We start from the raw sequence: 22,779 nt of genomic DNA, 5'->3' as shown, positions 1-22,779 counted from the left end.
AATGTGTGGTGTATGGTTACCGCACGGATTGCAAATCCGCGCGAGCGGGGGTTGCAGTTTGTCACGGACTACAAGTCCGCGCCAGCAATGAGGAATGAGGGCTGGACAAAAAAAAATTGTACGTGCCTGAACCAAGGGAATTTTTTACTAAATTTACTGAAAGCTACCGAGCAGAGCGGTGTATGCCGCACGCGATTAAAAACGAGCGGAGGCGAGGGTAATAAAGTGTAAGAAGTATTTGTCACGGACTACAAGTCCGCGCCAGCAATGAATGGTGTACCTGCACGCGTTTACAAACGCGCGCGAGCGAGGTCCCGCCCTGATGTTTTTCCAAGAATTAAAGGCTATCCTTGTTCAGAATAGCCTTTAGTAAATGTGAGTTTTTTCAAGTGATCCGGGCGGGATTCGAACCCACGACCCACAGCTTAGAAGGCTGTTGCTCTATCCAACTGAGCTACCGGACCGGCTTCGGTATTTCGAAGCGCAAAATTAATCATTACTTTCAAAAAATAAAACACCGTACATCATTTTTACTTGCCCCACTGTTTTTCGCCTCGCTTAAAATCTTCAACCTCACTGTTGCTCACTTTTGAATCGGTGTGCCGGGTTCTGAGTGTTTCAATAACTTTACTGAATTTAAGGTTACGGCTCGATAGCAGAACCAGGGTGTGGTAAATCAAATCGGTGGCTTCGTCGAGCAACCGCTCGTCGGTACCATTTTCGGCCTCAAGCGCAAGCTCAACGGCTTCCTCGCCTACCTTTTTGGCAATGCGTTTGGTGCCTGCAGCTAAAAGTTTGGCTGTGTAGCTTTGGTCGGCACTTGCTTGCTTGCGGTTTTCTATTATATCCTCAAGGTAATCAATAAAGCTTAAGGTGTTCCCATTTGTCTCATTGAAACAGGTATCGTTTCCTGTGTGACACACCGGCCCTTGTGGTGTAACCTTTACCAGAAGCGTATCGCCATCGCAATCGGGAATTATCTCCATCACCTTAAGAAAATTTCCTGAGGTTTCGCCTTTTGTCCATATTTGTCGGCGTGTTCTGCTGTAGAATGTGGCAAGCCCCGTTTTACGGGTAACTTCAAGTGCTTCGCGATTCATAAATCCAAGCATTAGCACTTTACCTGTGGCTGCATCCTGAATAATTGCAGGAAGCAATCCATTTAGTTTGTCAAAATTTAGTGTAGTCATAGCATCTGTTTTTATTAGTATCTAACTTCAATATTTCTGCTTTGTAAGTATTTTTTTACCTGTGGAATTGAAAGTACGCCGTAATGGAACACGCCTGCAGCCAGGGCTGCATCGGCCATACCTGTGGTTAATACTTCTGCAAAATGCTCAGGCAATCCTGCGCCTCCCGATGCAATGACAGGAATACTGATGCTTTGGGAAATTTTTCGGGTGATGTCAACTGCAAACCCTTCCCTTGTTCCATCGGATGTGTGTGAAGTCAGAAGTATTTCACCAGCTCCAAGTATTTCGCAGGTTTTTGCCCATTCAAGGGCTTTTATGCCCGTTCTTTTTGTTCCTGCATGGCTTACAACCTCCCAGCCTTTATCGGTAAGCATGGTATCGATAGCAACAACCACACATTGCCTTCCAAAGGCATAGGCCATTTTGCCAATAAGCTCTGGTTTCTGAATTGCGGCAGTGTTAATGGAAATCTTATCCGCACCGGCTTTAATAAGCCTTTCAGCTTGATCTACTGAACCTATTCCCCCACCAACAGTGAAAGGAATAGCTATAGCTTTAGCCACATTGCGCACAACTTCAATAAAGGTTTCGCGCCCCTCAAGGGTTGCTGAGATATCAAGCAGCACTAGCTCATCGGCACTTTCGTTGTAATACTTTTCGGCCAGATAAACTGGATCGCCCGCATCGGCAAGGTTTTCAAAGTTCACACCTTTAACAGTTCGGCCATTCTTGATGTCGAGGCATGGTATTATTCGTTTTGCAAGCATTGTAGTAGTTCTTTTAGGTTAATCTTGTTCTCGTAGTATGCTTTACCTACAATAGCTCCATTTATGGCCATTCTTTTCAGGTTAATAACATCAGCTACAGAGCTAACCCCTCCGCTAGCCCAAATTGTTATATCGGGGAATTTCTGTCGTAAATCTTCGTAAAGGCTAAAAGCGGGTGCGGTTAATGTACCATCGCGGCTTATGTCGGTAATAGTGAAATGTTCAATTCTCAAACTTAATAGGCGATTTAAAAGCTCGTCGACTCTGACCCTTGTTTGATTTTGCCAACCATTAGTTTTAACCATAAAGTGCTCACAATCCACTGCGGCAATAACTTTCTGGGTTGATATATCGTTCATAAACAATTCATTGGCCTGTAAAAGCATTGAACCGAGGTTAACCTTCCATGCCCCAGCGCTGATAGCAAGGTTTACTGAGTTTAGGTCACGGAGTCCTCCTCCAAAATCGACCTTTAGGGAGGTGGATTTTACAATTTGTTCCAGAACCCTCAGGTTCCTGGGAGCGCCCTCTTTTGCACCGTCAAGGTCGATAAGGTGTAGGTGTTCCAATCCCATATCGGCAAATACTTTGGCTTGGTCCACGGGATTTAAATCATACTCCTTAACTTTTAAAAAGTCGCCCTGGAATAGCCTAACGCATTTCCCATCAATTATATCGATTGCTGGCACTACTAACATAGCTCAATAAAGTTTTTAATTACTTGTAATCCTACTTTTCCGCTTTTTTCGGGATGAAATTGAACTCCCCAAAAATTTTTATGCTGAACTGCTGCAGTAAATTCAATGCCATAGTTACAAGTGGCAATCGTGTACTGGTTCTTAGGAACATAGTAGCTGTGAACAAAGTAGAACCATTCCTCTTGGGGCAATCCACTAAACAAGGGATTGCTGCCTAGCGTTACTTTGTTCCAACCCATTTGGGGTATTTTAAGCGATAAATTAAACTTAACAGTATTAAAGCTGCATAACCTCAGGCAAGTGGCATCACCCTCCTCGCTCTTCTCCCCAAGGAGTTGCATTCCCAGGCAAATGCCAAGCAACGGAATAGGGGCTTCCTGTATAGCAGCATCAAGCCCAGTTTCCTTTAACTGTTCCATTGCTCTTTTGGCATGTCCAACCCCTGGAATAATTAGCTTGTCAGCTTTGCTGATATCCAGTGGCGTGACAATTGGAATATTTTTCACACCTAAGCGGTCCAGAGCATTCATTACCGAAGCCTGATTGCCGGCTCCGTATTGAATTATACCTATGGTAATATTCGTTTTCATAGTTAAATAATACCTTTTGTGCTGGGAATACTATTACCATCCTTTTTAATTGCCATTCCAAGACTCCGTGCAAATGCCTTAAAAATTGCTTCCACCTTATGGTGGTCGTTTTCGCCATCAAAATCGATATGCAATGTAATTTGGGCGGAGTAGGCAAGCGAATGGAAAAAATGCTTAACCATTTCGGTTGGCATTTGTCCAACGAATTCGCGAGAAAAACTGCCCTTGAATACCAAGTATGGCCTACCGCCAAAGTCAAGCAACACCATTGCTCTGCTTTCGTCCATGGGTAAGGCAAATCCGTATCGCGAAATACCAGCCTTATTGCCTAGAGCCTTTCGTAACGCCTCGCCAAGAGCAATGCCCACATCCTCAATGGTGTGGTGCTCGTCTACCCGTAAATCGCCAAGGCATACAATGTCAATATCTATTCCTGAGTGCTTGGCGAGCTGCTCAAGCATGTGGTCAAAGAATCCAATACCTGTATTTACCTTTGCCTGGCCTGTTCCATCAAGGTTAATGTTTACAGCGATGTCAGTCTCGTTGGTTTTACGTGAAATTGCAGCAAGCCTTTTAGGCTTTACTAGGTTATAAACTTCTTCCCAGCTCATGGCTGTAAAACTACCTGGTATGGTTGCATGAGTTCCAAAGCGAATTGCTTGGCATCCAATGTTTCTGGCAAATAGTTCATCGGTTTCCCTATCGCCAATAACAATGGAGTTGGCAATGTCAAAATCTGCATTTAGAAGATGTTTAACCAAGCCAATGCCCGGTTTGCGTGTGGGTAAATTCTCCTCAGGGAAGGAACAGTCAATAAGTATCTCATCGAACTGAATACCCTCGGCATTAAGTGCTCTAAGCATTACCTGGTGTGAGCCCAAAAAACTATCCTCAGGGAAACTGAACGTTCCAAGACCATCCTGATTGGTTACCATTACCAGGTAAAAGTCAAATTCCTTGCATATTCGTCCTAGCCATGAAAACACACCAGGCATAAAGTCCAGCTTTTCAAAGTTGTCAATTTGGTAATCTGTAGGCTCCTTTATTAAGGTGCCATCGCGGTCGATAAAAAGTATTGGTTTCATGGCCTGTAGGTGTTAAGGATCTGGATTAACTTGCTATTTTCATAGGGTTTACCCACTGTAATACGTAAACAGTTATTGCACAATGGTTCATGGGTGCGGTTTCGGACCACTATTCCATTGTTCAGCAGATAATTATATACGGAGTTAGCATCGGTGGTCTTTACCAGCAAAAAGTTTGAATCCGAAGGATAAACCATTTTAACACACGACAATTGTTGAAGTCTTAATCTTAAAAGTTCCCTTTCGCTAACTATCTGACTTATCAACGATTTTGTGTTTGAATATTGCTCTATGGCCCTAGATAGAACTGAAAGCGAGGGTACACCAATGTTGTATGGGAACTTAACCTTGTTAAGTGTGGCAATTATTTTGGGGTTTGCAAAAGCAATCCCAATTCGAGCTCCTGCCATAGCCCAGGCCTTTGAAAAGGTTTGCAAAACAACTAGGTTTGGGTATCGGTTTAAGAGGCTAAGAGAAGTTTTTTCAGGGCAGAAATCGATATAGGCTTCATCAACCACAACTATTCCCCTAAATTTTGATAGAATTTGCTCAATTGTTTCAATCGGTTGAGCATTGCCTGTGGGATTGTTCGGACTACATATGAATACAACTTTAGTGCTAGGTGATATACCATTAAAGAATTGTTGGAGGTTGATACTAAAATCGTTGTTCAGAATAAATTCTTTGACCTGCACGTTGTTTACCTCAGCGCAAACCGAGTACATTCCATAGGTTGGTGAAAATATTGCAATGCTATCGGTTGATGGTTCACAAAAGCAACGGATTATGAGGTCAACCGCTTCATCGCTACCATTGCCCAGAAAAATTTGCTCAGGTGAAACTTCCTTGATTTCTGCTATTTTCAGTTTTGCTTCACGCTGCTGTGGGTCGGGGTAGCGGTTTACAATCAAATCGTCGTTCCAAAGGTTGTAAGGGTTTTCGTTAGCATCGAGCAAAATAGCATTGCCTCCAGTAAACTCATTTCGCGCCGATGAGTAAGGTTTTAGCCTCATTATATTTGGGCGAACCAGTTCTAATGTCTCACTTAGTGTCATCATGGTGTTAACTTTGATTACTTAGTTTTTCCATTCTTAGCTTAACTGCATTGGCGTGTGCAGTCAATCGTTCAGCGTTAGCTATTTCAACTATGCAATTACCAAGTTCCTGAATCCCTTCAGGGGTAATTGACTGGTAAGTAATGGTTTTTGTGAACGAAAGCAGATTTACGCCACCCCAACTTCTTGCAAATCCGCTTGTAGGAAGGGTATGATTGGTTCCGCTTGCATAATCGCCTGCCGATTCGGGTGTGTAATTCCCCATGAAAACCGAACCCGCATTCTTTATCATTGTCTCATATTTTTCAGGACTTGCAACTGCAAGTATCAGGTGTTCCGGGGCATAGGTGTTGCTTATTTCAATTGCTCGTTCAACTGTTTCCACCTTAATGGCATAGCTGTTTTCCAGCGCTTTTAGCGCTATGTCCATTCTAGGTAGATTTTTAATCTGTTTGTTAATCTCATCTAAAGTTTCGTTAATAATTGAGTTGCAATTGCTTATCAGCACAACATGGCTATCGGTCCCATGCTCTGCTTGCGATAGGAGGTCGGCAGCAACAAATTGAGGAATGGCAGTTTCGTCGGCTATTACAAGTAACTCCGATGGTCCGGCAGGTATATCAATAGGAATTCCCATGGCAGAAACCTGCATTTTTGCTTCGGTTACATAGCTATTCCCTGGCCCAAAAATCTTATCAACCCTGGGAATGGTTTCCGTTCCAAATGCCATGGCAGCTATGGCTTGTGCACCACCAACTGTGAATACCTTTGCTCCAACTAAGCTGCAAGCATAAAGAATTATTGGGTTTACTGGCGGAGGAGTGCAAACAATAAGCTCATTGCATCCGGCTACCTTTGCAGGGACGCCAAGCATAAGCACTGTCGATATTAGTGGGGCTGTCCCACCCGGAACATAAAGCCCTACGCGTTTCAGGGGTCGGTAAACAAGCTTGCAGCTTACACCGGGCAAAGTAGCCACTTCAACGTCGCTTACCTTTTGGGCTGAGTGAAACCTTTCAATGTTCTTTTTGGCTATTTCAATTGCAGCTTTAAGATTTTCCCCAACCTGATTGCGGCTACTTGCAATGGTTTGCTCATCAACCTCAAACCTATCGATATCGATACCATCAAACTTTTTGGTTAGCAACCGTAGGGCAGAATCGCCCTGAACCCTGACCTTTTCAATAATTTCCTGAACAGTAACTCTTGTCTCAGGGTTATTCTCAACCGGCCGCTTAAGTAGCTCGGAGTAGTTAATGTTGGTTTTATCGGTAATTGTAACCATAGCTTTAGCTTTTAAATAACCATTTTTTCTATTGGCACTACAAGAATTCCCTCGGCACCAGCATCTTTCAGCCTACCAATAACTTCCCAAAAATCATCCTCGTTGACTACCGAGTGAAGTGAGCACCACCCCTCGATAGCCAATGGTAAAACTGTTGGGCTTTTCATCCCAGGTATCAGGCTAATGATTTGGTTCAGCTTATCCTTTGGAGCATTGAGTAGTATGTACTTGTTGCGTTGTGCTTTAAGAACAGCCTCAATCCGGAACTCAAGCTTTTTAAGGAGTTCGCTCTTTTGCTCATCTAAGCTCTTATTGGCAACAAGAACAGCCTCGCTTTTCATTATAACATCAACCTCTTTGAGGTTATTGCTAAGCAATGTTCCTCCGCTACTTACAATTTCGAAAATGGCATCGGCCATTCCAATCCCGGGCGTTATTTCTACTGAACCGCTAATGGTGTGAATATCAGCATCAATTGCGTTCTGGTTCAGGAATTTTTTAAGGATTTCAGGATAAGAGGTTGCTATTCGCTTGCCTGATAGCCATTGCCTGCCACTATAGTTTACATCTCGTGGAATAGCAATGGAAAGCCGGCATCTGGAAAAGCCCAGCTGACGGACAACCTCGATATCTTTCCCTTTTTCAAGAACCTCGTTGTATCCAAGAATGCCTATATCGGCAACCCCATCGGCAACGTATTGCGGAATATCGTCATCCCTTAGCAGTAGTACTTCCATTGGGAAACCCTCAGCCAACGCTTTAAGATGATTGTTTCCGTTTGAAATTTTTATTCCGCATCGGTTCAGTAACTCAATAGTTCCTTCGTTTAATCGGCCGCTTTTTTGGATGGCCAAGGTAATTTTTGTGTTCATATCAACTTGTTTTTGGTGAATTACTAAAAGCAGAAAGGGTCTGCCTTTTGAATGGCAGACCCTTGAATAAGGTAGTCTCTTTATCGATTTATTGGTTATACCAAATGCTCATCTGCCATTCGCCAGAAGTGTGAATGGTGATGATGATGAAGAGTGGTATAACTAGTAGCTATCATTTACGGTTTGTTGTTCTGCAAATAAAAGTAACTTTTATTAAAAATCCAAATCAGCATAGAAAAATTATTGAAACACAATCGGAATGTAGCTTATAGATAAATAAAATGTGATTCAATGTTGTTTAGTTAAGGTTATTTGTCATGTTGCGCGCAAGCGAAACATCTCAAGGGGTCGATTAGAGATCCTTCGCTATGCTCAGGATGACAAATAAAGTTATTCGTGTAAGTTGCTCGTTGTTCTTTGTTCGTGAAATTGACCTCACCCCAGCCCTATTCCCTGAGAGGGAATGGAGCGGAAGAAGCAAGCGGAGGCATAAAAGCCTGACCCGGCAATGGGTCGGGGGTGGAACGTGGTGGTGGGCTTAGTAAGCGATACCACATGAGTCACGCCGTAGGCGTGGCGAATAGTATCGCGGGGCAGTTCCATCCATGGGGTACCCATCGGGTCGGGCTTTTCAGCCTTGATTTTCTTTGGTTCTTTCTTGTATCAAGACAAGAAAGAACGTAAAAATCACTCTTTGCAATGTTTTTCCTTTGCGATGCAAAGCCTCACCCTTGCTCTTTGGCATATGCATTGTGTGCATCGCTATACATGTGGGAATAATCATGGCGTTACAAATATTACTCCCCTACGGGGCTGGAAGCGTTGTTAGATGTTCGTTGCTCGTGAAACTATTGTCATGTTGAGCGTAAGCGAAACATCTCATGGGGTCGATTAGAGATTCTTCGCTGCGCGCAGGATGACAGGCATGTATATTTTTGTTAACTAAACGACATTGAAATGTGATACTAAATCGCTATGCTTCGTGCCGTGTTAACATTCTGTTCAAAAACATAACCCTGAGCTGTTGCATAGTTCATATAAACGGAGTAATATTGCAGTGTTATTGGTGCCTAGTGAGGCTTAAAAGGGAACCCGGTGTAAATCCGGGGCTGTCCCCGCAGCTGTAAGCTCATTCAAAGGCCTTTTACTCCCCTGCCACTGTAATGTAATTGCATTATGGGAAGGCTGTAAAAGGTTGAGCAAGCCAGAAGACCTGCCAATTTGCTTTTTTCGTAGCTTTCGGGTGAAAAGCGAAGGATAGAACACAAACTTTTTTCTGTTCTATTTTCACTAAGTCCGAGCGCTGCGAATGATTAAAAACTGTTAATCATTTGTAGCAATGTATTTTAGAGTCGGTGTAATATTATTCGCTCTTGCCATTTCGGGCATTACTGCTGCCAGAGCACAAATGTGTCTTGAGGATACAATACGTGTGGAGGAGGTTACTATTTACTCAACTTACCGCCAACTCCATACAATTGGGACAAACACAATAAAAATTGACACTTTAAGGTTGACGAATTTTGAAGGCAAAAGCCTTACCGAGTTACTTCAATCCACTGGGGTAAATATTCGTTCATATGGAGTTGGTGGACTTGCCACAATAGCTGTTAGGGGTGGGGGCTCATCGCATACCGCTGTGGTTTGGAACGGAATAAATCTGCAAAGCCCCTTGAATGGAGGAGTAAACCTTTCGCAATTCCCGGTTAGCCTGTTTAGCTCGGTTTCAGTTCAGCATGGTGGCAATGGAACAGTTTATGGCAGTGGTGCAGTATCGGGGATTGTGATTCTTGAAAATGGGGGCCTGCTGCTTCAGCCAAACGGAGCAAGGGCTGGCTTTATCTATGGAAGCGGAAATACAAGGGGTGCTAATGCTTCAGTAAAGATAGGTAATTCAAAAAGTGCATTATCCTTTAAGTATAGTGGATTGTTTGCTGATAACGATTTTGAATTCATCAATACCTACAAGTTTGGTAACCCACGTGAGCGAATTACCAATGCGCAGGCTGCTCAGCATGGGATATTAGCCGATGCTGTGTTACGTTTCAGTAATAATGCACTTTGGAACATTTCGGGTTGGTTTACCCATAACGATAAGAATGTCCAAACTTTGATGAGCAGCTCTCAGATTTCCCAGGCGAACCAGCTCGACAATAATTTTGCTGTATCGTCAAACCTGACAGGGGATTTACCATTTTTTTCTCTCAAACTCAGAAACGCATTCATAAATGGCGATAATCATTTTACCGATCCCGCTGCCGGTATTAGCAGCTTGAATACCTACAAACAACTTGTAAACGAGATTGAACTAAAAAAAACGATGCTTAAGCATCAGGAGTTGGTTGTTGGTTTGGGGTATTCTGTTGATATTGCTTCATCCCAAAGCTACACTGAAAATGCCTTACGGAACCGCATCTCAGCTTACGCCTCACTTGTGAGCCATTTGCTGGGTAGTAGAATTAAGCTTGTCCTCTCGCTTCGCGATGAGTTGGTTAATGGTTCGCTTATACCGTTGGTTGCTTCAAGCGGACTGGAGTTTAAAGCTACAAAAGGATTGATGCTAAGGGCTTCAGCCGCATCGAGTTACCGTTTGCCAACGCTAAACGACCTTTACTGGTCATCAACCACCTATGCGGTGGGAAACCCCAATTTGAAACCTGAATATGGATGGAATACCGATTTAGGCTTTGGTTACACTATTATTCAGAATGACATAAATCTCAAATTCTCTGGTTCCTTTTTTATTAGCAGATTAAATAGGTGGATAGTTTGGTTACCCGACGCCCAGGATAATAATAGGTGGAAACCTAGTAATATTAGCACTGGCAAATCGGAAGGGTTCGAAAGTTTCATAAGTCTTGGAATCAAGTTGGTGCCAATTTCAATCAGGTCCGATTTAAGTTACACTTTCACCAATTCAAAGATATACGATAGCGGGAGCTACAATGGCAAACCCATGATTTACATTCCCAGGCATAAGGTTGGAGCATCAATCTCATTTATTTACGGGCAGTTTAATTTTGGGTATAACCATTCCTTCACATCGGAGCGATATACCGATGAGCTAAACACTTTGCCCTTATACAACCTTGGTGATATATATATTGGGTACTCCTGTAAGGCACGGGGGAGTGCGTTCACGTTTGGGGTAGGTGTTAATAATGTATGGAATGAGCAATACCAGCTTGTTCGTAACTATGCCATGCCCCTGCGTAATTGCTTTATTCGGTTAAATATCGATTTTCAATCCAAATCAACTAAATAATCAACTTAAAAACTTTAAAAAAATGAACAGAAAATTTTTTAACCTAACCATTTTTGCCTTCTTGGCATTTGCGTTTTTTTCGTGCGAAAAGGACGACAAAAAGCCCGGTAAGTTTGAAAACGGAGCCATTGTGCTCAACGAAGGGTCATTTAGGCAGTCAAATGCTTCGGTGAGCTGGGTTAGTTACCAGTCCGACTCGGTGGTGAATAATGTGTTTAAGAATGTTAATGCTCGTCTATTGGGCGATGTGCTTCAGGGTGGGGTAAAGGCCAATGGAAAAATCTACTTAGTACTAAATAACTCCGGCAAGGTTGTTATTGTTAATAGTTCTGATTTTATTCAAACAGGCGAGGTTAGTAATCTCAATAACCCACGTTATGCCGTGGTGGTCGATGGCAAATTATTTGTTTCGCAATGGAACGGCTGGGGGCAAAAAGGTGCTGTAATGGTATATAACGCCAATGGCTCTGAAAAAATCGATTCAATTCCAGTGGGTACTGGTGCTGAGGGAATCATATATGCAGCCGGTAAGGTATGGGTTGCTAATAGTGGTGGTTACGGCGTTGATTCAACGGTTACAGTAATAAATACTTCAACCCTTCAGGTTGAAAAAACCATAAATGTTGGCTATTGCCCTAAAGAGTTTACCGTTGATGCAAATGGTAAGGTTTGGGTACTTTGCTCAGGTACCACAATTTACGATGCAAACTGGAATGTTGCTGGTCATAAACCATCGTCGCTTGTGGCTATAAACACTTCAACAATGTCAGTGGAGAAGAGTGTCAATTTATTCAACGATATGCATCCATCGCATATCGATATCAGTGTGGATAAGCAAACCATTTACTTTGGTGGAGGTTTTGGGTTTAATGGGATATACAATGTGCAAATAGCTGCTAGTTCAATTAGTCAAACCCCATTGGTTTCAGGTTATTTTTATGGGTTTAATGTAAATCCTATTAACGGTGATATTTATACCCTTGAGGCGCCTAATTTTACCAGTGCAGGTAGTTTAAAGGTTTACAACAGCGATGGAAGCGGGCCAAAGAAAACCGTTTCAGTGGGTATTGGTCCAAATGGTGTTCTTTTTAACTAGGAACTTATATGAATTGTTTAATGAGCTGGAGCGGGGGCAAGGACTCCGCTCTGGCTTTATACCGATGTATAAATGACCCTAATCACAGCATTGTTGGTCTTGTAACCACCATAAATTCTTCTACAAATAGAGTATCAATGCATGGTGTTGCATTGGACGTGCTGAAATATCAGGCTGATGCAATTGGAATACCGCTTCATGTTATTACCCTCCCTGAAAATTGTAGTATGGATGAATACGAAAGTATTATGGGAGCATTTATGAGCAGAATGAAACAGGATGGGGTTGAAGGGGTGGTATTTGGTGATATTTTCCTTGAGGATATTAGGAAGTACCGTGAAAGACAGTTGGAGGGAATTGGTATAACCCCCGTTTTTCCACTCTGGGGTCTTACGTCGGCCAAAGTGGCACGCCAATTTCTTGATAACCATTTTAAATCAATAATTACCTGTGTTGATAGCGACCTGCTTGACGAGAGTTTTGTGGGTCAGTTCTATACTTCAGCTTACATTGAAAAACTTCCTGGTGGAGTTGACCCCTGCGGTGAAAATGGCGAGTTTCATAGCTTTGTTACTGCTGGCCCAATCATTCAAAAACCCATTGAGGTAAAGGTAATTAGCAAAACAAGGAAGGAATACCCCAATCCCCAGGGCGGAAATACTAAAACTTTTTGGTTTGCCGATATTGCAGTTAGTAAATAACGAATTGGATAAAGTAGTTAACCCGTCTATCGGGCGATATGCTGAATAACCAAGCCGAAATATCCTCAAAGGTAGTGAGCTGGTCGCCTTCCTGGTTCAACTTATACTTAATGTATGGTATGTTATCTTTTGTGAACACAAAAACAAGTTTATTCGTTTCTGGCTCTTTTGCGCTCTTTTCAAGGGTATAGCCATCAATAAGTTCGCTAAGAGGAAAGGTGACCTTTTCGCCCGCTTTAAATAGCCTGCTTTTCTCAAACTGGTTGGGATAAATAAGCGAAGCGTTGTTCTCATAAAGGTTAAAAATATTAAGGTAGCAATCCTGGGTTGGTGTAACCGTGTAACGCATACGTTCGCCGCTTTGGTAACCCTGCTTAATTCCATCGATGCTTACCTGGAATGCAGGGTCTTTAGCTGTTGTGTACTGTATAACCTCAGCGTCAATTATAGCTTCAACGTAAAAATTCTTAAATTCATCAATTCCTTTGTCAATTTTTACTATGTTATATTTTCTGACTGCTCCACGAATTTCGGAAAACATATCGCTCATAAAAACTTCGTCGAATTTGTTTCCAACCTCGCTCTTGTAAAGCATTTCATACGATTGGATATGCTCGGTTACTCCGGCTTTCCTAAGAGCGTCAACTTTTGCTTGGGCAATTGCCTTGGCACGAGCTTCATCTTCGCTAATACTTCCTGCTATTACCTGTCGGCCCACTGCACTTTCAACTTTGGTTATTTCCTGGGCGTTTGCAAATAGCCCAACTGGAAGCAGGAGGATTAATAAGATTTTTTTCATGGCGATGTTTTTCTCTTTTCTCTTCAAATTTCGTGCAAATTATTGATAGTGGCAAGCATTTCCCATTAAAAAAGCGAAGTGCCCCGTAAGGGCACTTCACACCAGCAACGATTATTCCAAACCTTACCTCAAAACTCTCTTTCCACATCCTTATCGCCACGTCCGGAAAGGTTAACAATGGCAAGCTGGTTCTTGTTTTTAAGCATTTTGGCTGCCAGCGCAACCGCATGGCTCGATTCAATGGCAGGGATTATTCCCTCCAGGTGCGAGAGCATTTCAAAAGCTTTAATGGCTTCGGTATCGGTAACTGCAAAATACTTGGCTCTACTGGTATCCTTAAGGTAAGCGTGCTGCGGGCTGATGCCGGGATAGTCTAACCCTGCAGCTACAGAGTGCGACTCGCACGGGTTTCCATTGTCGTCAACCAGGCAGTAGGATAGCGTTCCCTGGAATACTGTTGGTTTACCAAATGTAAGAGTAGCGGCTGTATTACCGGGAATGGCTTCGCCACCGCCCTCTGCGCCATATATTTCAACCTCTACATCGTCCAGAAAACCAGAGAAAAGACCAATAGCGTTGGAGCCACCACCAACGCAAGCAAAAATTGCGTTGGGCAAACGGCCCTCCTGCATAAGTATCTGTTCACGTGCTTCGTTCCCAATAACGCTTTGAAAGTAACCCACCATTCTGGGGTAGGGGTGCGGCCCAACCTGTGAGCCTAAAAGGTAAAACGATTCGGGATGTTCTATATAGTACATCAAGGCTGCGTCAACAGCATCCTTTAGGGTTGCTGTTCCCATTGTAGTTGTTATCACCTCGGCTCCTAAAAGTTTCATTCGTCGCACATTTAGCGCTTGCCGCTCGGCATCCTTTGCTCCCATAAATACCTTGCAAGGGATTCCCATAAGGGCAGCGGCTGTTGCGGTTGCCACACCGTGTTGCCCGGCACCGGTTTCAGCAATTATTTCCCTTGCACCCATGCGCTTTGCAACCAGGACTTGTCCAATGGTGTTGTTAATTTTATGAGCGCCGGTATGGTTTAAATCTTCGCGTTTAAGATAAATGGTCGATCCTACTTGGTCCGATAGTCTTTTTGCCCTGTATAGGGGCGAGGGCCTTCCTACATAGTGCTTGAGTAGCTGTACAAACTCTTTCTGAAAACTAGGATCCTTAGTAAGCCTATCAAACTCGTTGGCCAAGCGTTCCAGTGGCTTTGCCAAAACATCGGGAACGTAAGCTCCGCCATATTCGCCATAGCGGCCATTATACTTTAACATGTTGCTTAAAGGCTGTACAAATTCATGCTGTATGTTTGAAATTGTTGTTTCCATGATGATAAAATTTTTAGGGTTAAAAAAATGACTTGAAAAAATGTACTTGATAGATGAATTGAACCTTTGTGGCACGTAGCTCACAGTAAAACAATAGCTATGCGGGGAGGCCCCGCCACCACCATGGAGCGAAAACAGCAATTTGTTGTATTTGTCGGTAAAACTGAATCATCATCTACTTATTAAATTAAAAAAGCCGTAGGGGGTAACCTACGGCTGAATATTGCAAAGCAATGGCCTAACTAATCCCCCTGTGTTCGGATTAATTTGTGCCACCACCAAATATTGCTTAATCGTTTCATCGTTGTCTATTCTTTTGCAATCTTAAAAAGATTTTTTTTAAAATCCAAATTGGGTTATGGCATTTTATTCCATATTTTATTGTGATAATCAAGGTAAATGGGCAATGCAGCCGAACCGTACCAGTTAAAAATTTCGGGTTTTAGGATTCCTGAACTTACTGCTGGATCGGTATTAACCATTTCCTCCACTTTCTTAATGTCAGTTTCGTAGAAAATGAATAATCCCCTGTAACCATAAGGGTTGGCTCCAAACGGTCCGGCAACAAACAGTTTACCTTCATTCTCTAAACGGACAATGTTGTTCATATGGCCTCTAAAAATACTGTCTGTTTCACTTTTTGAAAGGTTTTGCTTATCGCCCGATTTTAGTAGAACGAATGTGTATAACCGCATACCGTATTCATCGGCATTTAGCTTTTGTGCAAGCTCAGGATTGTAATTAATGTTTTGTGCAAGCAAAAGGTTCATGCCTGCAACAAATAGTGTTAATGCAATCAATATCTTTTTCATTGTTCATATAATAATGTTCAACACAAAGCGTTAAATTACTATACTATCAAATCAAATAAAACAAAAGTATGAAAAGAATTACATTTTGCATAGGATTAAGCGTAATGTCATTACTAGGCTATGGTCAAATTGGCAACCAAATCTTAACAAGTATTGCATTAGGTAAGTATTCCGATGCTCTTGAACAAATTAATGAGTTGCCTCCATCACCTGAGTTAATCCAATTCAAGGCAATAGCTTTTGAGGGGTTAAACATGTGGGATAGTGCAGTGGTTTACTATTCAAAACTTACAAATATCGACAATCAGCTTGCGAAGAAAGGGTTAGCCAGGTGTTACGAGAGTGTTGGTAATTCATCCAAAGCCATTGACCTTTACAAACAAATACTAGCAGATGATTCCTTGAATGCTAACATAATAACCAGGTATGCAAATCTGCTCAGGAGTAGTTCATTGCATAAACAGGCTTTGGAACAGTTCCTGAAACTTACAGAATTGGACTCGACATGTGCTAAATACTGGGAAATGCTGGGTGACCAGTACAAGGCAATGAATATGACTGTTGAAAGTACTACCGCATACAATAAAGCATATCTGTTAAACTCTAAAAATCTTTTTGTTGCTTCAAAATACTTCGCTCAACTGATTAAAAGCAATGTGCCATTACAGTACGTGTACGAGAATATTCTTGATGCCTACCAGGTTGACTCAACTTACATGCCAATTCTTATGCTTAAGGGGAAGGTTGAATCGGATATGAAAAAGTATAGTAAAGCCGAAATAACTTTCACAAGGATTGCTTCGCTTGGCGACTCATCATTCTTTACCTTGAAAAACCTTGCTATTGCCAAGCATAGCAACGGTTCCTATCTGGAAGCAGAAAATCTCTTTAAAAAGGCTTATGAGATGGATAGTACCGACTTTTTTCTAAATTTTGTTTACGCAAAAACATTGCAGAATATTGGTGAGCGCAACCTGGCTCTGGATGTTATAAGTAAAACAATTAAACTTCTTTACCCATCCGATGAGCTGGTAGCATCATTTTATGAGCTAGCAGGAGATATTTATAACTCCGGTAACAAAATTGATTTGGCAGTTGAAAACTATCAAATGGCACTCGAGAAAGATAAAAAAAATGAGCTTAAGTACCTGAATAAGATTATTTGGTGCAAGATTTATGATAAAAAATTCAGAGATGCTGAATACCTGGTACACAAATACGATAGCATTATCCTGGAAAAATATGCTGATGACAGCATTCAGCTAAAAAACGAACAGAGAAAAACTGGGTTTTATAAAGATTTGCTTAAAAAGGAGTTTTTCTTCATGGATGATTTAAAAAACGGGAAATTCCTTGTTTACTAAACAAATCCCATTCAAAAGGTGTTCCTAAAGTATGGAACACCTTTCTTATATAGTTCTATACGATTCATCGTGTAATCTATGCCAGAAAAGCGTACGCTTTATAAAGCGTTACGATAAAAGGCAACGATTTAGTTTTATGCCGTTTGGCTCAAATGATGCAGGTCTGATTGTCAGCCATTATGGGGTTGATAGGCAGTATAAAGAATCAGTGGTTTTCGTTCTAAAGGGAAAAGTTTACATAAAATCAACTGCAGCATTACTGATTTGTTGGCACCTTAGTGGGTTTTGGCCAATACTGTCAATATTCTTGCTTATACCTACTCCTATAAGGGATTTTTTCTATGACATAATAGCTCGTAACCGTTACCGCTGGTTCGGTAAATGTGAAAGCTGCGTTACTGAATAGTCAATATCATTTTTGAAATAAATCAATGGGTAGGAGCTTTAACGGCTCAATACTTTCAGGTGTAACATTGACCTGAACGGCAAATAGTTTTACTCCTGCATCAAACGCCTTTATTAGCTCTTTAGCATATGCAGGGTCAATACTCCAAGCGGGAGCAAATATATCCACATCGGTGCGTTGAATAATGTATATCATAGCTACAAGGTAACCTTCAGCTTTAGCTTTAATCAGAGTGCTTAGGTGTTTTTGCCCACGAGTAGTTACAGCATCGGGGAATTGGGCAAACCTCCCTTCCTTCAACGTTACGTTTTTCACCTCAAAGAACCATTTCTGATTTTCGGTTTCACCGTAAATGTCGAAACGGCTATCGTCGTACTTGACTTCTCTTATTAAAGTTTTAAAGGTTGGTAGCTTATCAATCCATTGGTTTTTCAGAATCTCATAGGCAATTCTATTGGGATTCGAGGTGTTTATTCCTACCCAGCCATTATTAATCCTAATCATTTCCCAGGTATAGGGTAACTTTCGGTTTGGATTAGAGCTTGGGCTTATGAATACTTCGGCGTTTTCTTCCAGGCAGCTTTTCATTGAGCCCGAATTGGTGCAATGCGCTGTAACTACATTCCCATTGTCGAGTAGAATATCGGCCAAAAATCGTTTATAGCGTTTAATAAGCCTGCCGTGGATTAGGGGTTGGTCAAATTTCATATAATGTAAAGATGTTGCTTTTAAACAGGTTTTCACCTTGAATGTTCAAAAAAGCGATTGTTGCTCAGGGTATGAGTAGGGTTTCAAAACTTCCGGAACATTCCTGTTAGCCTTAGGATTCGAAATAATTGGTGATACTGTATACGCCTTTAAGTATTCCTGTTCTACGGGTTTAATTATATCAGAGTAAAGGGAGGTTTTTAAATCCTTATCCAACCATTTTTCTGCATTTTCGGGCTTTAGTATGGCTGGCATTCGTTTCTTGGTATTATGAATTTTTTCGAGTAATGGGTTTGCCGGTAAGGTGATAATGCTAAAGGTGTCAACCATTTCACCTGTTTCAGTATTAGTCCATGTGCTGTAAATTCCAGCTAAATGCATTATTTCATTATTACTTAAGCCAATAAACCATGGTATTTTTTTACCATGTATATGCTGCCATTCAAAAAAACCGGTAGCAGGTACTATGCATCTGTTGCTTTTTGCAGAGTATCGGAACGATGGTTTTTCAAGAATGCTTTCGAATCGAGCATTCAGCGTTTTCCCTTTAATGGATTGAGCTTCAATAGGGGTTTTTACCCAGTTGGGTATTAGGCCCCAGCTCATTGGTGTAAAATATTCTGGATTATCCGATGCAACCACAGGAATAACAGGAAAATCAAAAGCTGATACAAAGTAGAAGGGTTCAAAGCGAAAATTCTCTCTGAACCGAGCATTCATGGCTTTCTCAAGTCTATGCTTTTCAACTTGTACGCTAAGCGTGAAGCACATTAGGTGTTGGATGATTTAACATTTCTATGTTTACATCTTTGTTTACAAGACTACTCTAATTAAAATCTTATTGCCATTCAAAACCTTTGATAACTAAAGTAAGAAGTCATACAAACCAAAATAAGAGGAGGTTATTGCTAATAACCCTCCCCTTAATCAGTTTCGCAAAGGCATTTTTATTCCTCACAACAGAACAGTATTAGCCTTTTAAACAAACTTTTAACCTTTATCCTTTACCCTTTATCCTTTACCCTTTATCCTTACTTCCCCTCAATCTGTTTAATGGTCCATTCAAGTGCTTCCTCCAGCATTTCGGTTGGTGGGTCGGTTATGAAGCCATTATCGTGTAACGATTTAACCATGGAACGAGAGTATTCAATATCCTTTTTGGCAATGCTGTACGCCTCATCCCAGCTCATTGGCCTACGGGCAACGCCATCCTTAACAGCCTGTACAGCCACATCGGCTGCTTCAACGGGGAATACGTCGGCTTCATCCATGGTTGGCACAATATTATCGGGGTTTATTCCACGTTTCTCGGCGTAGTTTGCCAGTGAGTGCGCAGCGGCAATGGCCATGTTATCGGTTATTTTTGATGCTCTAACCAGCAAGGCTCCTTTAAGTATTCCGGGGAATCCTAACGAGTTATTTACTTGGTTTGGGAAATCGCCACGGCCCGTAGCCACAATGTATGCCCCTGCTGCTTTTGCTGCATATGGGTAAATTTCAGGTACTGGGTTGGCGCAGGCAAATACAATGGCTTTATCGGCCATTAGCCTAATCCAATCCTGCTTAATGGTGTCAGGGCCTGGGGTGGAAAGCGATATTAGCACATCGGCCCCTTTCATGGCCTCCTCCATGGTGTTAATGCAATCGGGATTGGTTTGCTCGCAAATCTCCCATTTGCGGTAAAAACGGCTATCGGCTTTAATATCGTCACGTTTGCGATGAAGTGCACCATGCGAGTCGAACATAATCATCTTTTTAGGATTACCTCCATCGGCTATTATCAGGCGGGCAATGGTGGTATTGGATGCGCCAGCTCCAAAAAATACAATGTGAACATCGCTTAGTTTTTTGTTTACCAACTTTAGGGCGTTGAGTAACCCGGCAAGGGTAACGCATGCAGTTCCCTGGGCATCATCGTGCCAAACCGGAATCACACATTCCTCCCTCAGTACATCGAGAACTCTATAGCAGTTAGGTTGTGAGATGTCCTCAAGGTTTACAGCGCCAAAGCTGTGCTGGCACATCTTTACAAAATCGATTATCTTTTCCGGGTCGTTTTTGCCATCTTTCCCCTTGCTGTCAATACAAAGAGCAACTGCATCCACGCCACCAAGGTACTTCATCAGGAATGCTTTCCCTTCCATCACCCCCAGACCACCCGGAGGGGTGCAATCGCCATCGCCAAGAACACGGGTCGAGTCACTGACAACAGCAACTAAATTGCCTCGGTTCGACAGTTCAAATGACGCATCATTATTATCGCGTATAGTTGTTGATATTTTGGAGACTCCTGGGGTGTACCATACATTGAACCAGTTAAAGCCAAGCACAGGTGCTTTAGGTGCTGTTTGGATTTTACCTCCGTAATGCTTATGGGCCTTCTCGCTGAGGTATTTTAAGAATAAAGTTTTACCCTTTGCGCGTTGCTCCTCAGTCCAATTTTCTGGGAACATTTCGCCAAGGCGCTCTAATTTGATGTTTACTTTACCCATATGTTTAATTTTTAATTGATTAGATTTCGATTTGCTGATATAATTTTTACCCAAGATACAAAATTCAAACTAAACAATCTAGTTTTTTAAATATGTTATACAGTATGTTTTTGTTGCTTTTTTTGACAAAATAATGTAGGTTTGAGGTCGCAATACGTGTTGTATTTTTACGATTAACAATTCAACAAAATCCATGATATGAGTGTATTAGTCAATAAAAATTCACGTGTAATTGTTCAGGGCTTTACAGGTGGTGAAGGCACTTTTCATGCTACCCAGATGATTGAGTATGGAACCAACGTTGTGGGCGGAGTAACTCCGGGCAAGGGAGGACAAACACATCTCGATAGGCCTGTGTTCAATACTGTTTCCGAAGCAGTGAAAGAAACCGGTGCCGATGTATCGGTCATATTTGTACCCCCGGCTTTTGCTGCCGATGGCATTATGGAAGCTGCTGCTGCAGGAATTAAGGTGATAGTATGCATAACCGAAGGGATACCCACAAACGATATGGTAAGGGTAAAACATTTCCTTGCCGATTTTCCGCAAACCCGATTAATTGGCCCAAACTGCCCCGGAGTAATAACTCCCGAAGAGGCTAAGGTAGGGATAATGCCGGGTTTTATTCATAAAAAGGGACATATTGGCGTTGTATCGCGCTCGGGCACCTTGACCTACGAGGCCGTTGATCAGCTTACCAAGTTGGGGTTGGGTCAAAGCACTTGCATTGGCATTGGTGGCGATCCGGTAATTGGAACAACCACGCTCGAAGCCGTTAAGCTACTAATGGCTGATCCCGATACCCATGGTATTGTGATGATAGGTGAAATAGGCGGTAGCATGGAAACCGATGCTGCTCGATGGATTAAGGAGCATGGAACTAAGCCTGTTGTGGGTTTTATAGCAGGACAGACCGCTCCTAAAGGTAGAAGAATGGGACATGCTGGTGCTATTATTGGTGGTGCCGACGATACCGCTGCTGCTAAAATGAAGATCATGCGTGAGTGTGGTATTCATGTAGTGGAATCGCCTGCTAACATTGGTCAAACCATGAGGGATGCGCTGAAATAATATTCTACCAAAAACAATAAAGGCCGGCAAATATTGAGCCGGCCTTTTTTTAATCCCATATTGGTTAATCCTTTACTTTTATATCTATTGCCTCAGTTCTCCCTTTTATTAGCATCCGTATGAACAAGAATATTGTAGCAGCCATTAGAGCCCCTAATGTAATTCTTACCCATACATTATCATAATTGAAGAAAACTATTAGAAAAAACGGAATTGCAGTAAAAGCCATTGTTGGGGTAAAGTTGAAGTTTGGATTTACACTAACCTCAATGCTGGTTTCTTTCTGAGCATTAACAGTAATTTCTCCACTACCCATTTGAAAAGTAGTTGTGGCCCTAAAAGTGTGTTCCCCATCAGGAAGTTCAACGGTAAGCGATTCGCCTTGGTCAATTTTACCTCTTAGCTGACCATCAATTAGGATTTTGATTTTGTTTTCGGAATAATACTTTTCACTCTTTGGGCGCGATACTAATATTGAATTCATATTCAAAACTATTTTAAAAAAAAGGCATCGTATTAAACCGATGCCTTGGCAAAAATACAAAAAAGATGTTTGTAAGCTACTTCTCTGAATCTAATTCGTCGCCGGTAAAGGCGGGGTAAACATCGGTCATGTAGCCCATGTACAATCCAACACGTGTCATCCACCTAAGTTGCCCCACAACCCAACTGTGAAACTCCTCGGGGTATTTACCTGTAATTAGTACTATCAACCATGCCAAAAAGATAATTACGCCTACAAATATTTGCCTAAAGAACAAGATAAAGAAGTGTGGAATGTAAACATAAAGCCAACCAAAAAAGAAACGAACCAGCATTAATGCACGGCTTACCCTTTCAGGGTATTCAACCTCTAAAGAGGTATACTCATCGGTTCCATTAATGCCAAACGAAGGGTATCCATCGGATATGTTTAATACCCTGGCGTTCACACGTAAGTTCCATCGCAATAGGCCTACCTGAAAGTCAAATAGACTTTTTGGGTATTTGCCAGTAAATAGTATTGCCCAAAATGCTACAATCTGTAGGATTAGAGCCCAAATTGATACAAAAAATAGGAGGAAACCGTGTGGCAGTAGAATGTACAGCCAGCCGAAAAATGTTCTCAGGAGCACATCCGTCCAAAATAAAATTTTGTAGATAAAAAATGGGAGTTGGAAATATCCCCGTTAAGGGATAGTTTTACATT

The 22,779-nt window shown here is 41.9% G+C and carries 24 protein-coding genes, 1 tRNA gene and 1 riboswitch; of the genes, 7 read left to right on the top strand and 18 right to left on the bottom strand.

The features are described from left to right. The coding region (locus WHS63_RS12020) for a hypothetical protein (protein ID WP_445205315.1) at positions 1-231 on the top strand (231 nt) is incomplete at its 5' end. A 159-nt stretch (positions 232-390) separates the two neighbouring features. On the opposite strand, the gene WHS63_RS12015 is transcribed toward WHS63_RS12020, so the two are convergent. From WHS63_RS12015 to WHS63_RS11970, 10 genes are all read right to left on the bottom strand, one after another. Continuing rightward, positions 391-464 (bottom strand) — tRNA-Arg (locus tag WHS63_RS12015). 66 nt (positions 465-530) lie between these two features. Then, positions 531-1,190: a bifunctional phosphoribosyl-AMP cyclohydrolase/phosphoribosyl-ATP diphosphatase HisIE gene (hisIE, locus tag WHS63_RS12010; RefSeq protein WP_445205314.1), complete on the bottom strand. Its 660-nt coding sequence runs from the start codon at positions 1,188-1,190 to the stop codon at positions 531-533. 14 nt (positions 1,191-1,204) lie between these two features. Next, a complete protein-coding gene (hisF, locus tag WHS63_RS12005) occupies positions 1,205-1,960 on the bottom strand; it encodes an imidazole glycerol phosphate synthase subunit HisF (RefSeq protein ID WP_445205313.1) in 756 nt (251 codons plus the stop codon). After that, positions 1,942-2,658 carry a 1-(5-phosphoribosyl)-5-[(5-phosphoribosylamino)methylideneamino]imidazole-4-carboxamide isomerase gene (locus WHS63_RS12000; protein WP_445205312.1) on the bottom strand — a complete coding sequence of 239 codons (717 nt, stop codon included), beginning with the start codon at positions 2,656-2,658 and terminating at the stop codon, positions 1,942-1,944. Before WHS63_RS12000 ends, hisF begins: the two co-directional genes overlap by 19 nt. Then, the gene (hisH, locus tag WHS63_RS11995; RefSeq protein ID WP_445205311.1) at positions 2,652-3,248 is read right to left on the bottom strand and encodes an imidazole glycerol phosphate synthase subunit HisH; all 597 of its coding nucleotides are present in this window, start codon (positions 3,246-3,248) and stop codon (positions 2,652-2,654) included. Before hisH ends, WHS63_RS12000 begins: the two co-directional genes overlap by 7 nt. A gap of 2 nt (positions 3,249-3,250) precedes the next feature. After that, the gene (gene hisB, locus WHS63_RS11990; protein ID WP_445205310.1) at positions 3,251-4,333 is read right to left on the bottom strand and encodes a bifunctional histidinol-phosphatase/imidazoleglycerol-phosphate dehydratase HisB; all 1,083 of its coding nucleotides are present in this window, start codon (positions 4,331-4,333) and stop codon (positions 3,251-3,253) included. After that, the gene (gene hisC / locus WHS63_RS11985) at positions 4,330-5,391 is read right to left on the bottom strand and encodes a histidinol-phosphate transaminase (protein WP_445205309.1); all 1,062 of its coding nucleotides are present in this window, start codon (positions 5,389-5,391) and stop codon (positions 4,330-4,332) included. The genes hisB and hisC overlap by 4 nt, the downstream gene beginning before the upstream one ends. Before the next feature lie 4 nt (positions 5,392-5,395). Continuing rightward, complete coding sequence (hisD, locus tag WHS63_RS11980) at positions 5,396-6,673, bottom strand: histidinol dehydrogenase (RefSeq protein ID WP_445205308.1); 1,278 nt, start codon at positions 6,671-6,673, stop codon at positions 5,396-5,398. An 11-nt stretch (positions 6,674-6,684) separates the two neighbouring features. After that, positions 6,685-7,545 (bottom strand): ATP phosphoribosyltransferase, encoded by an 861-nt coding sequence (gene hisG / locus WHS63_RS11975; RefSeq protein ID WP_445205307.1) that lies wholly within the window; start codon positions 7,543-7,545, stop codon positions 6,685-6,687. A 435-nt stretch (positions 7,546-7,980) separates the two neighbouring features. Further along, positions 7,981-8,163, bottom strand: coding sequence for a hypothetical protein (locus tag WHS63_RS11970; RefSeq protein WP_445205306.1), 183 nt, complete (start codon positions 8,161-8,163; stop codon positions 7,981-7,983). Positions 8,164-8,592: 429 nt separating this feature from the next. Next, positions 8,593-8,780, top strand: a riboswitch (cobalamin riboswitch). Positions 8,781-8,884: 104 nt separating this feature from the next. Between WHS63_RS11970 and WHS63_RS11965 the strand changes: the two genes are divergently transcribed. From WHS63_RS11965 to WHS63_RS11955, 3 genes are read left to right on the top strand one after another with little or no spacing between them, the layout of a single operon-like run. After that, positions 8,885-10,810: a TonB-dependent receptor plug domain-containing protein gene (locus tag WHS63_RS11965; RefSeq protein ID WP_445205305.1), complete on the top strand. Its 1,926-nt coding sequence runs from the start codon at positions 8,885-8,887 to the stop codon at positions 10,808-10,810. Between the two features lie 22 nt (positions 10,811-10,832). Further along, a complete protein-coding gene (locus WHS63_RS11960; protein ID WP_445205304.1) occupies positions 10,833-11,906 on the top strand; it encodes a YncE family protein in 1,074 nt (357 codons plus the stop codon). Between the two features lie 8 nt (positions 11,907-11,914). Next, complete coding sequence (locus WHS63_RS11955; protein WP_445205303.1) at positions 11,915-12,607, top strand: diphthine--ammonia ligase; 693 nt, start codon at positions 11,915-11,917, stop codon at positions 12,605-12,607. On the opposite strand, the gene WHS63_RS11950 is transcribed toward WHS63_RS11955, so the two are convergent. The 3 genes from WHS63_RS11950 to WHS63_RS11940 form a co-directional block, all read right to left on the bottom strand. Beyond that, positions 12,597-13,406 carry a DUF4384 domain-containing protein gene (locus tag WHS63_RS11950; RefSeq protein ID WP_445205302.1) on the bottom strand — a complete coding sequence of 270 codons (810 nt, stop codon included), beginning with the start codon at positions 13,404-13,406 and terminating at the stop codon, positions 12,597-12,599. The two genes, WHS63_RS11955 and WHS63_RS11950, sit on opposite strands and share 11 nt — an antisense overlap. Positions 13,407-13,534: 128 nt before the next feature. After that, complete coding sequence (trpB, locus tag WHS63_RS11945) at positions 13,535-14,737, bottom strand: tryptophan synthase subunit beta (RefSeq protein WP_445205301.1); 1,203 nt, start codon at positions 14,735-14,737, stop codon at positions 13,535-13,537. 356 nt (positions 14,738-15,093) lie between these two features. After that, positions 15,094-15,549 (bottom strand): YciI family protein, encoded by a 456-nt coding sequence (locus WHS63_RS11940; RefSeq protein ID WP_445205300.1) that lies wholly within the window; start codon positions 15,547-15,549, stop codon positions 15,094-15,096. 68 nt (positions 15,550-15,617) lie between these two features. On the opposite strand from WHS63_RS11940, the gene WHS63_RS11935 reads away from it, so the two are divergent. Next, positions 15,618-16,913, top strand: coding sequence for a tetratricopeptide repeat protein (locus WHS63_RS11935; protein ID WP_445205299.1), 1,296 nt, complete (start codon positions 15,618-15,620; stop codon positions 16,911-16,913). Positions 16,914-16,944: 31 nt separating this feature from the next. After that, the gene (locus tag WHS63_RS11930) at positions 16,945-17,319 is read left to right on the top strand and encodes a thiol-disulfide oxidoreductase DCC family protein (RefSeq protein WP_445205298.1); all 375 of its coding nucleotides are present in this window, start codon (positions 16,945-16,947) and stop codon (positions 17,317-17,319) included. Positions 17,320-17,325: 6 nt separating this feature from the next. On the opposite strand, the gene sfsA is transcribed toward WHS63_RS11930, so the two are convergent. From sfsA to WHS63_RS11915, 3 genes are all read right to left on the bottom strand, one after another. Continuing rightward, positions 17,326-18,027: a DNA/RNA nuclease SfsA gene (gene sfsA, locus WHS63_RS11925; protein ID WP_445205297.1), complete on the bottom strand. Its 702-nt coding sequence runs from the start codon at positions 18,025-18,027 to the stop codon at positions 17,326-17,328. 45 nt (positions 18,028-18,072) lie between these two features. After that, entirely contained in the window at positions 18,073-18,798 is a 726-nt protein-coding gene (locus WHS63_RS11920) for an SOS response-associated peptidase (protein ID WP_445205296.1), read from the bottom strand. Positions 18,799-19,058: 260 nt separating this feature from the next. Beyond that, on the bottom strand, positions 19,059-20,519 hold the full coding sequence (locus WHS63_RS11915; RefSeq protein WP_445205295.1) for an NAD(P)-dependent malic enzyme: 1,461 nt from the start codon (positions 20,517-20,519) through the stop codon (positions 19,059-19,061). Between the two features lie 198 nt (positions 20,520-20,717). Here WHS63_RS11915 and sucD point away from each other — a divergent pair, with 198 nt between their 5' ends. Further along, a complete protein-coding gene (gene sucD, locus WHS63_RS11910) occupies positions 20,718-21,590 on the top strand; it encodes a succinate--CoA ligase subunit alpha (protein WP_445205294.1) in 873 nt (290 codons plus the stop codon). 64 nt (positions 21,591-21,654) lie between these two features. Here sucD and WHS63_RS11905 read toward each other — a convergent pair whose 3' ends face one another. Beyond that, positions 21,655-22,074 carry a hypothetical protein gene (locus WHS63_RS11905; RefSeq protein WP_445205293.1) on the bottom strand — a complete coding sequence of 140 codons (420 nt, stop codon included), beginning with the start codon at positions 22,072-22,074 and terminating at the stop codon, positions 21,655-21,657. Positions 22,075-22,150: 76 nt separating this feature from the next. Further along, positions 22,151-22,705, bottom strand: coding sequence for a DUF4389 domain-containing protein (locus WHS63_RS11900; RefSeq protein ID WP_445205292.1), 555 nt, complete (start codon positions 22,703-22,705; stop codon positions 22,151-22,153). Between the last annotated feature and the right edge of the window lie 74 nt (positions 22,706-22,779).

This window comes from Tenuifilum sp. (assembly GCF_037481895.1).
GTDB lineage: Bacteria > Bacteroidota > Bacteroidia > Bacteroidales > Tenuifilaceae > Tenuifilum > Tenuifilum osseticum.
The sequence above is the reverse complement of the archived record's forward strand: the minus strand, read 5'-3'. Positions and strand labels throughout refer to the sequence as shown.

What these genes read in the sequence shown, in the direction of transcription:
- WHS63_RS11930 (WP_445205298.1), top strand. Translation starts at nt 16,945, where the DNA reads ATGGAACACCTTTCTTATATAGTTCTATACGATTCATCGTGTAATCTA.
- WHS63_RS11915 (WP_445205295.1), bottom strand. Translation starts at nt 20,519, where the DNA reads ATGGGTAAAGTAAACATCAAATTAGAGCGCCTTGGCGAAATGTTCCCA.
- WHS63_RS11920 (WP_445205296.1), bottom strand. Translation starts at nt 18,798, where the DNA reads ATGTGCTTCACGCTTAGCGTACAAGTTGAAAAGCATAGACTTGAGAAA.
- sucD (WP_445205294.1), top strand. Translation starts at nt 20,718, where the DNA reads ATGAGTGTATTAGTCAATAAAAATTCACGTGTAATTGTTCAGGGCTTT.
- WHS63_RS12000 (WP_445205312.1), bottom strand. Translation starts at nt 2,658, where the DNA reads ATGTTAGTAGTGCCAGCAATCGATATAATTGATGGGAAATGCGTTAGG.
- hisH (WP_445205311.1), bottom strand. Translation starts at nt 3,248, where the DNA reads ATGAAAACGAATATTACCATAGGTATAATTCAATACGGAGCCGGCAAT.
- hisD (WP_445205308.1), bottom strand. Translation starts at nt 6,673, where the DNA reads ATGGTTACAATTACCGATAAAACCAACATTAACTACTCCGAGCTACTT.
- hisB (WP_445205310.1), bottom strand. Translation starts at nt 4,333, where the DNA reads ATGAAACCAATACTTTTTATCGACCGCGATGGCACCTTAATAAAGGAG.
- hisIE (WP_445205314.1), bottom strand. Translation starts at nt 1,190, where the DNA reads ATGACTACACTAAATTTTGACAAACTAAATGGATTGCTTCCTGCAATT.
- sfsA (WP_445205297.1), bottom strand. Translation starts at nt 18,027, where the DNA reads ATGAAATTTGACCAACCCCTAATCCACGGCAGGCTTATTAAACGCTAT.
- WHS63_RS11965 (WP_445205305.1), top strand. Translation starts at nt 8,885, where the DNA reads ATGTATTTTAGAGTCGGTGTAATATTATTCGCTCTTGCCATTTCGGGC.
- WHS63_RS11950 (WP_445205302.1), bottom strand. Translation starts at nt 13,406, where the DNA reads ATGAAAAAAATCTTATTAATCCTCCTGCTTCCAGTTGGGCTATTTGCA.
- hisC (WP_445205309.1), bottom strand. Translation starts at nt 5,391, where the DNA reads ATGATGACACTAAGTGAGACATTAGAACTGGTTCGCCCAAATATAATG.
- WHS63_RS11960 (WP_445205304.1), top strand. Translation starts at nt 10,833, where the DNA reads ATGAACAGAAAATTTTTTAACCTAACCATTTTTGCCTTCTTGGCATTT.
- hisF (WP_445205313.1), bottom strand. Translation starts at nt 1,960, where the DNA reads ATGCTTGCAAAACGAATAATACCATGCCTCGACATCAAGAATGGCCGA.
- WHS63_RS11935 (WP_445205299.1), top strand. Translation starts at nt 15,618, where the DNA reads ATGAAAAGAATTACATTTTGCATAGGATTAAGCGTAATGTCATTACTA.
- WHS63_RS11955 (WP_445205303.1), top strand. Translation starts at nt 11,915, where the DNA reads ATGAATTGTTTAATGAGCTGGAGCGGGGGCAAGGACTCCGCTCTGGCT.
- WHS63_RS11970 (WP_445205306.1), bottom strand. Translation starts at nt 8,163, where the DNA reads ATGGGTACCCCATGGATGGAACTGCCCCGCGATACTATTCGCCACGCC.
- WHS63_RS11940 (WP_445205300.1), bottom strand. Translation starts at nt 15,549, where the DNA reads ATGAAAAAGATATTGATTGCATTAACACTATTTGTTGCAGGCATGAAC.
- hisG (WP_445205307.1), bottom strand. Translation starts at nt 7,545, where the DNA reads ATGAACACAAAAATTACCTTGGCCATCCAAAAAAGCGGCCGATTAAAC.
- trpB (WP_445205301.1), bottom strand. Translation starts at nt 14,737, where the DNA reads ATGGAAACAACAATTTCAAACATACAGCATGAATTTGTACAGCCTTTA.
- WHS63_RS11905 (WP_445205293.1), bottom strand. Translation starts at nt 22,074, where the DNA reads ATGAATTCAATATTAGTATCGCGCCCAAAGAGTGAAAAGTATTATTCC.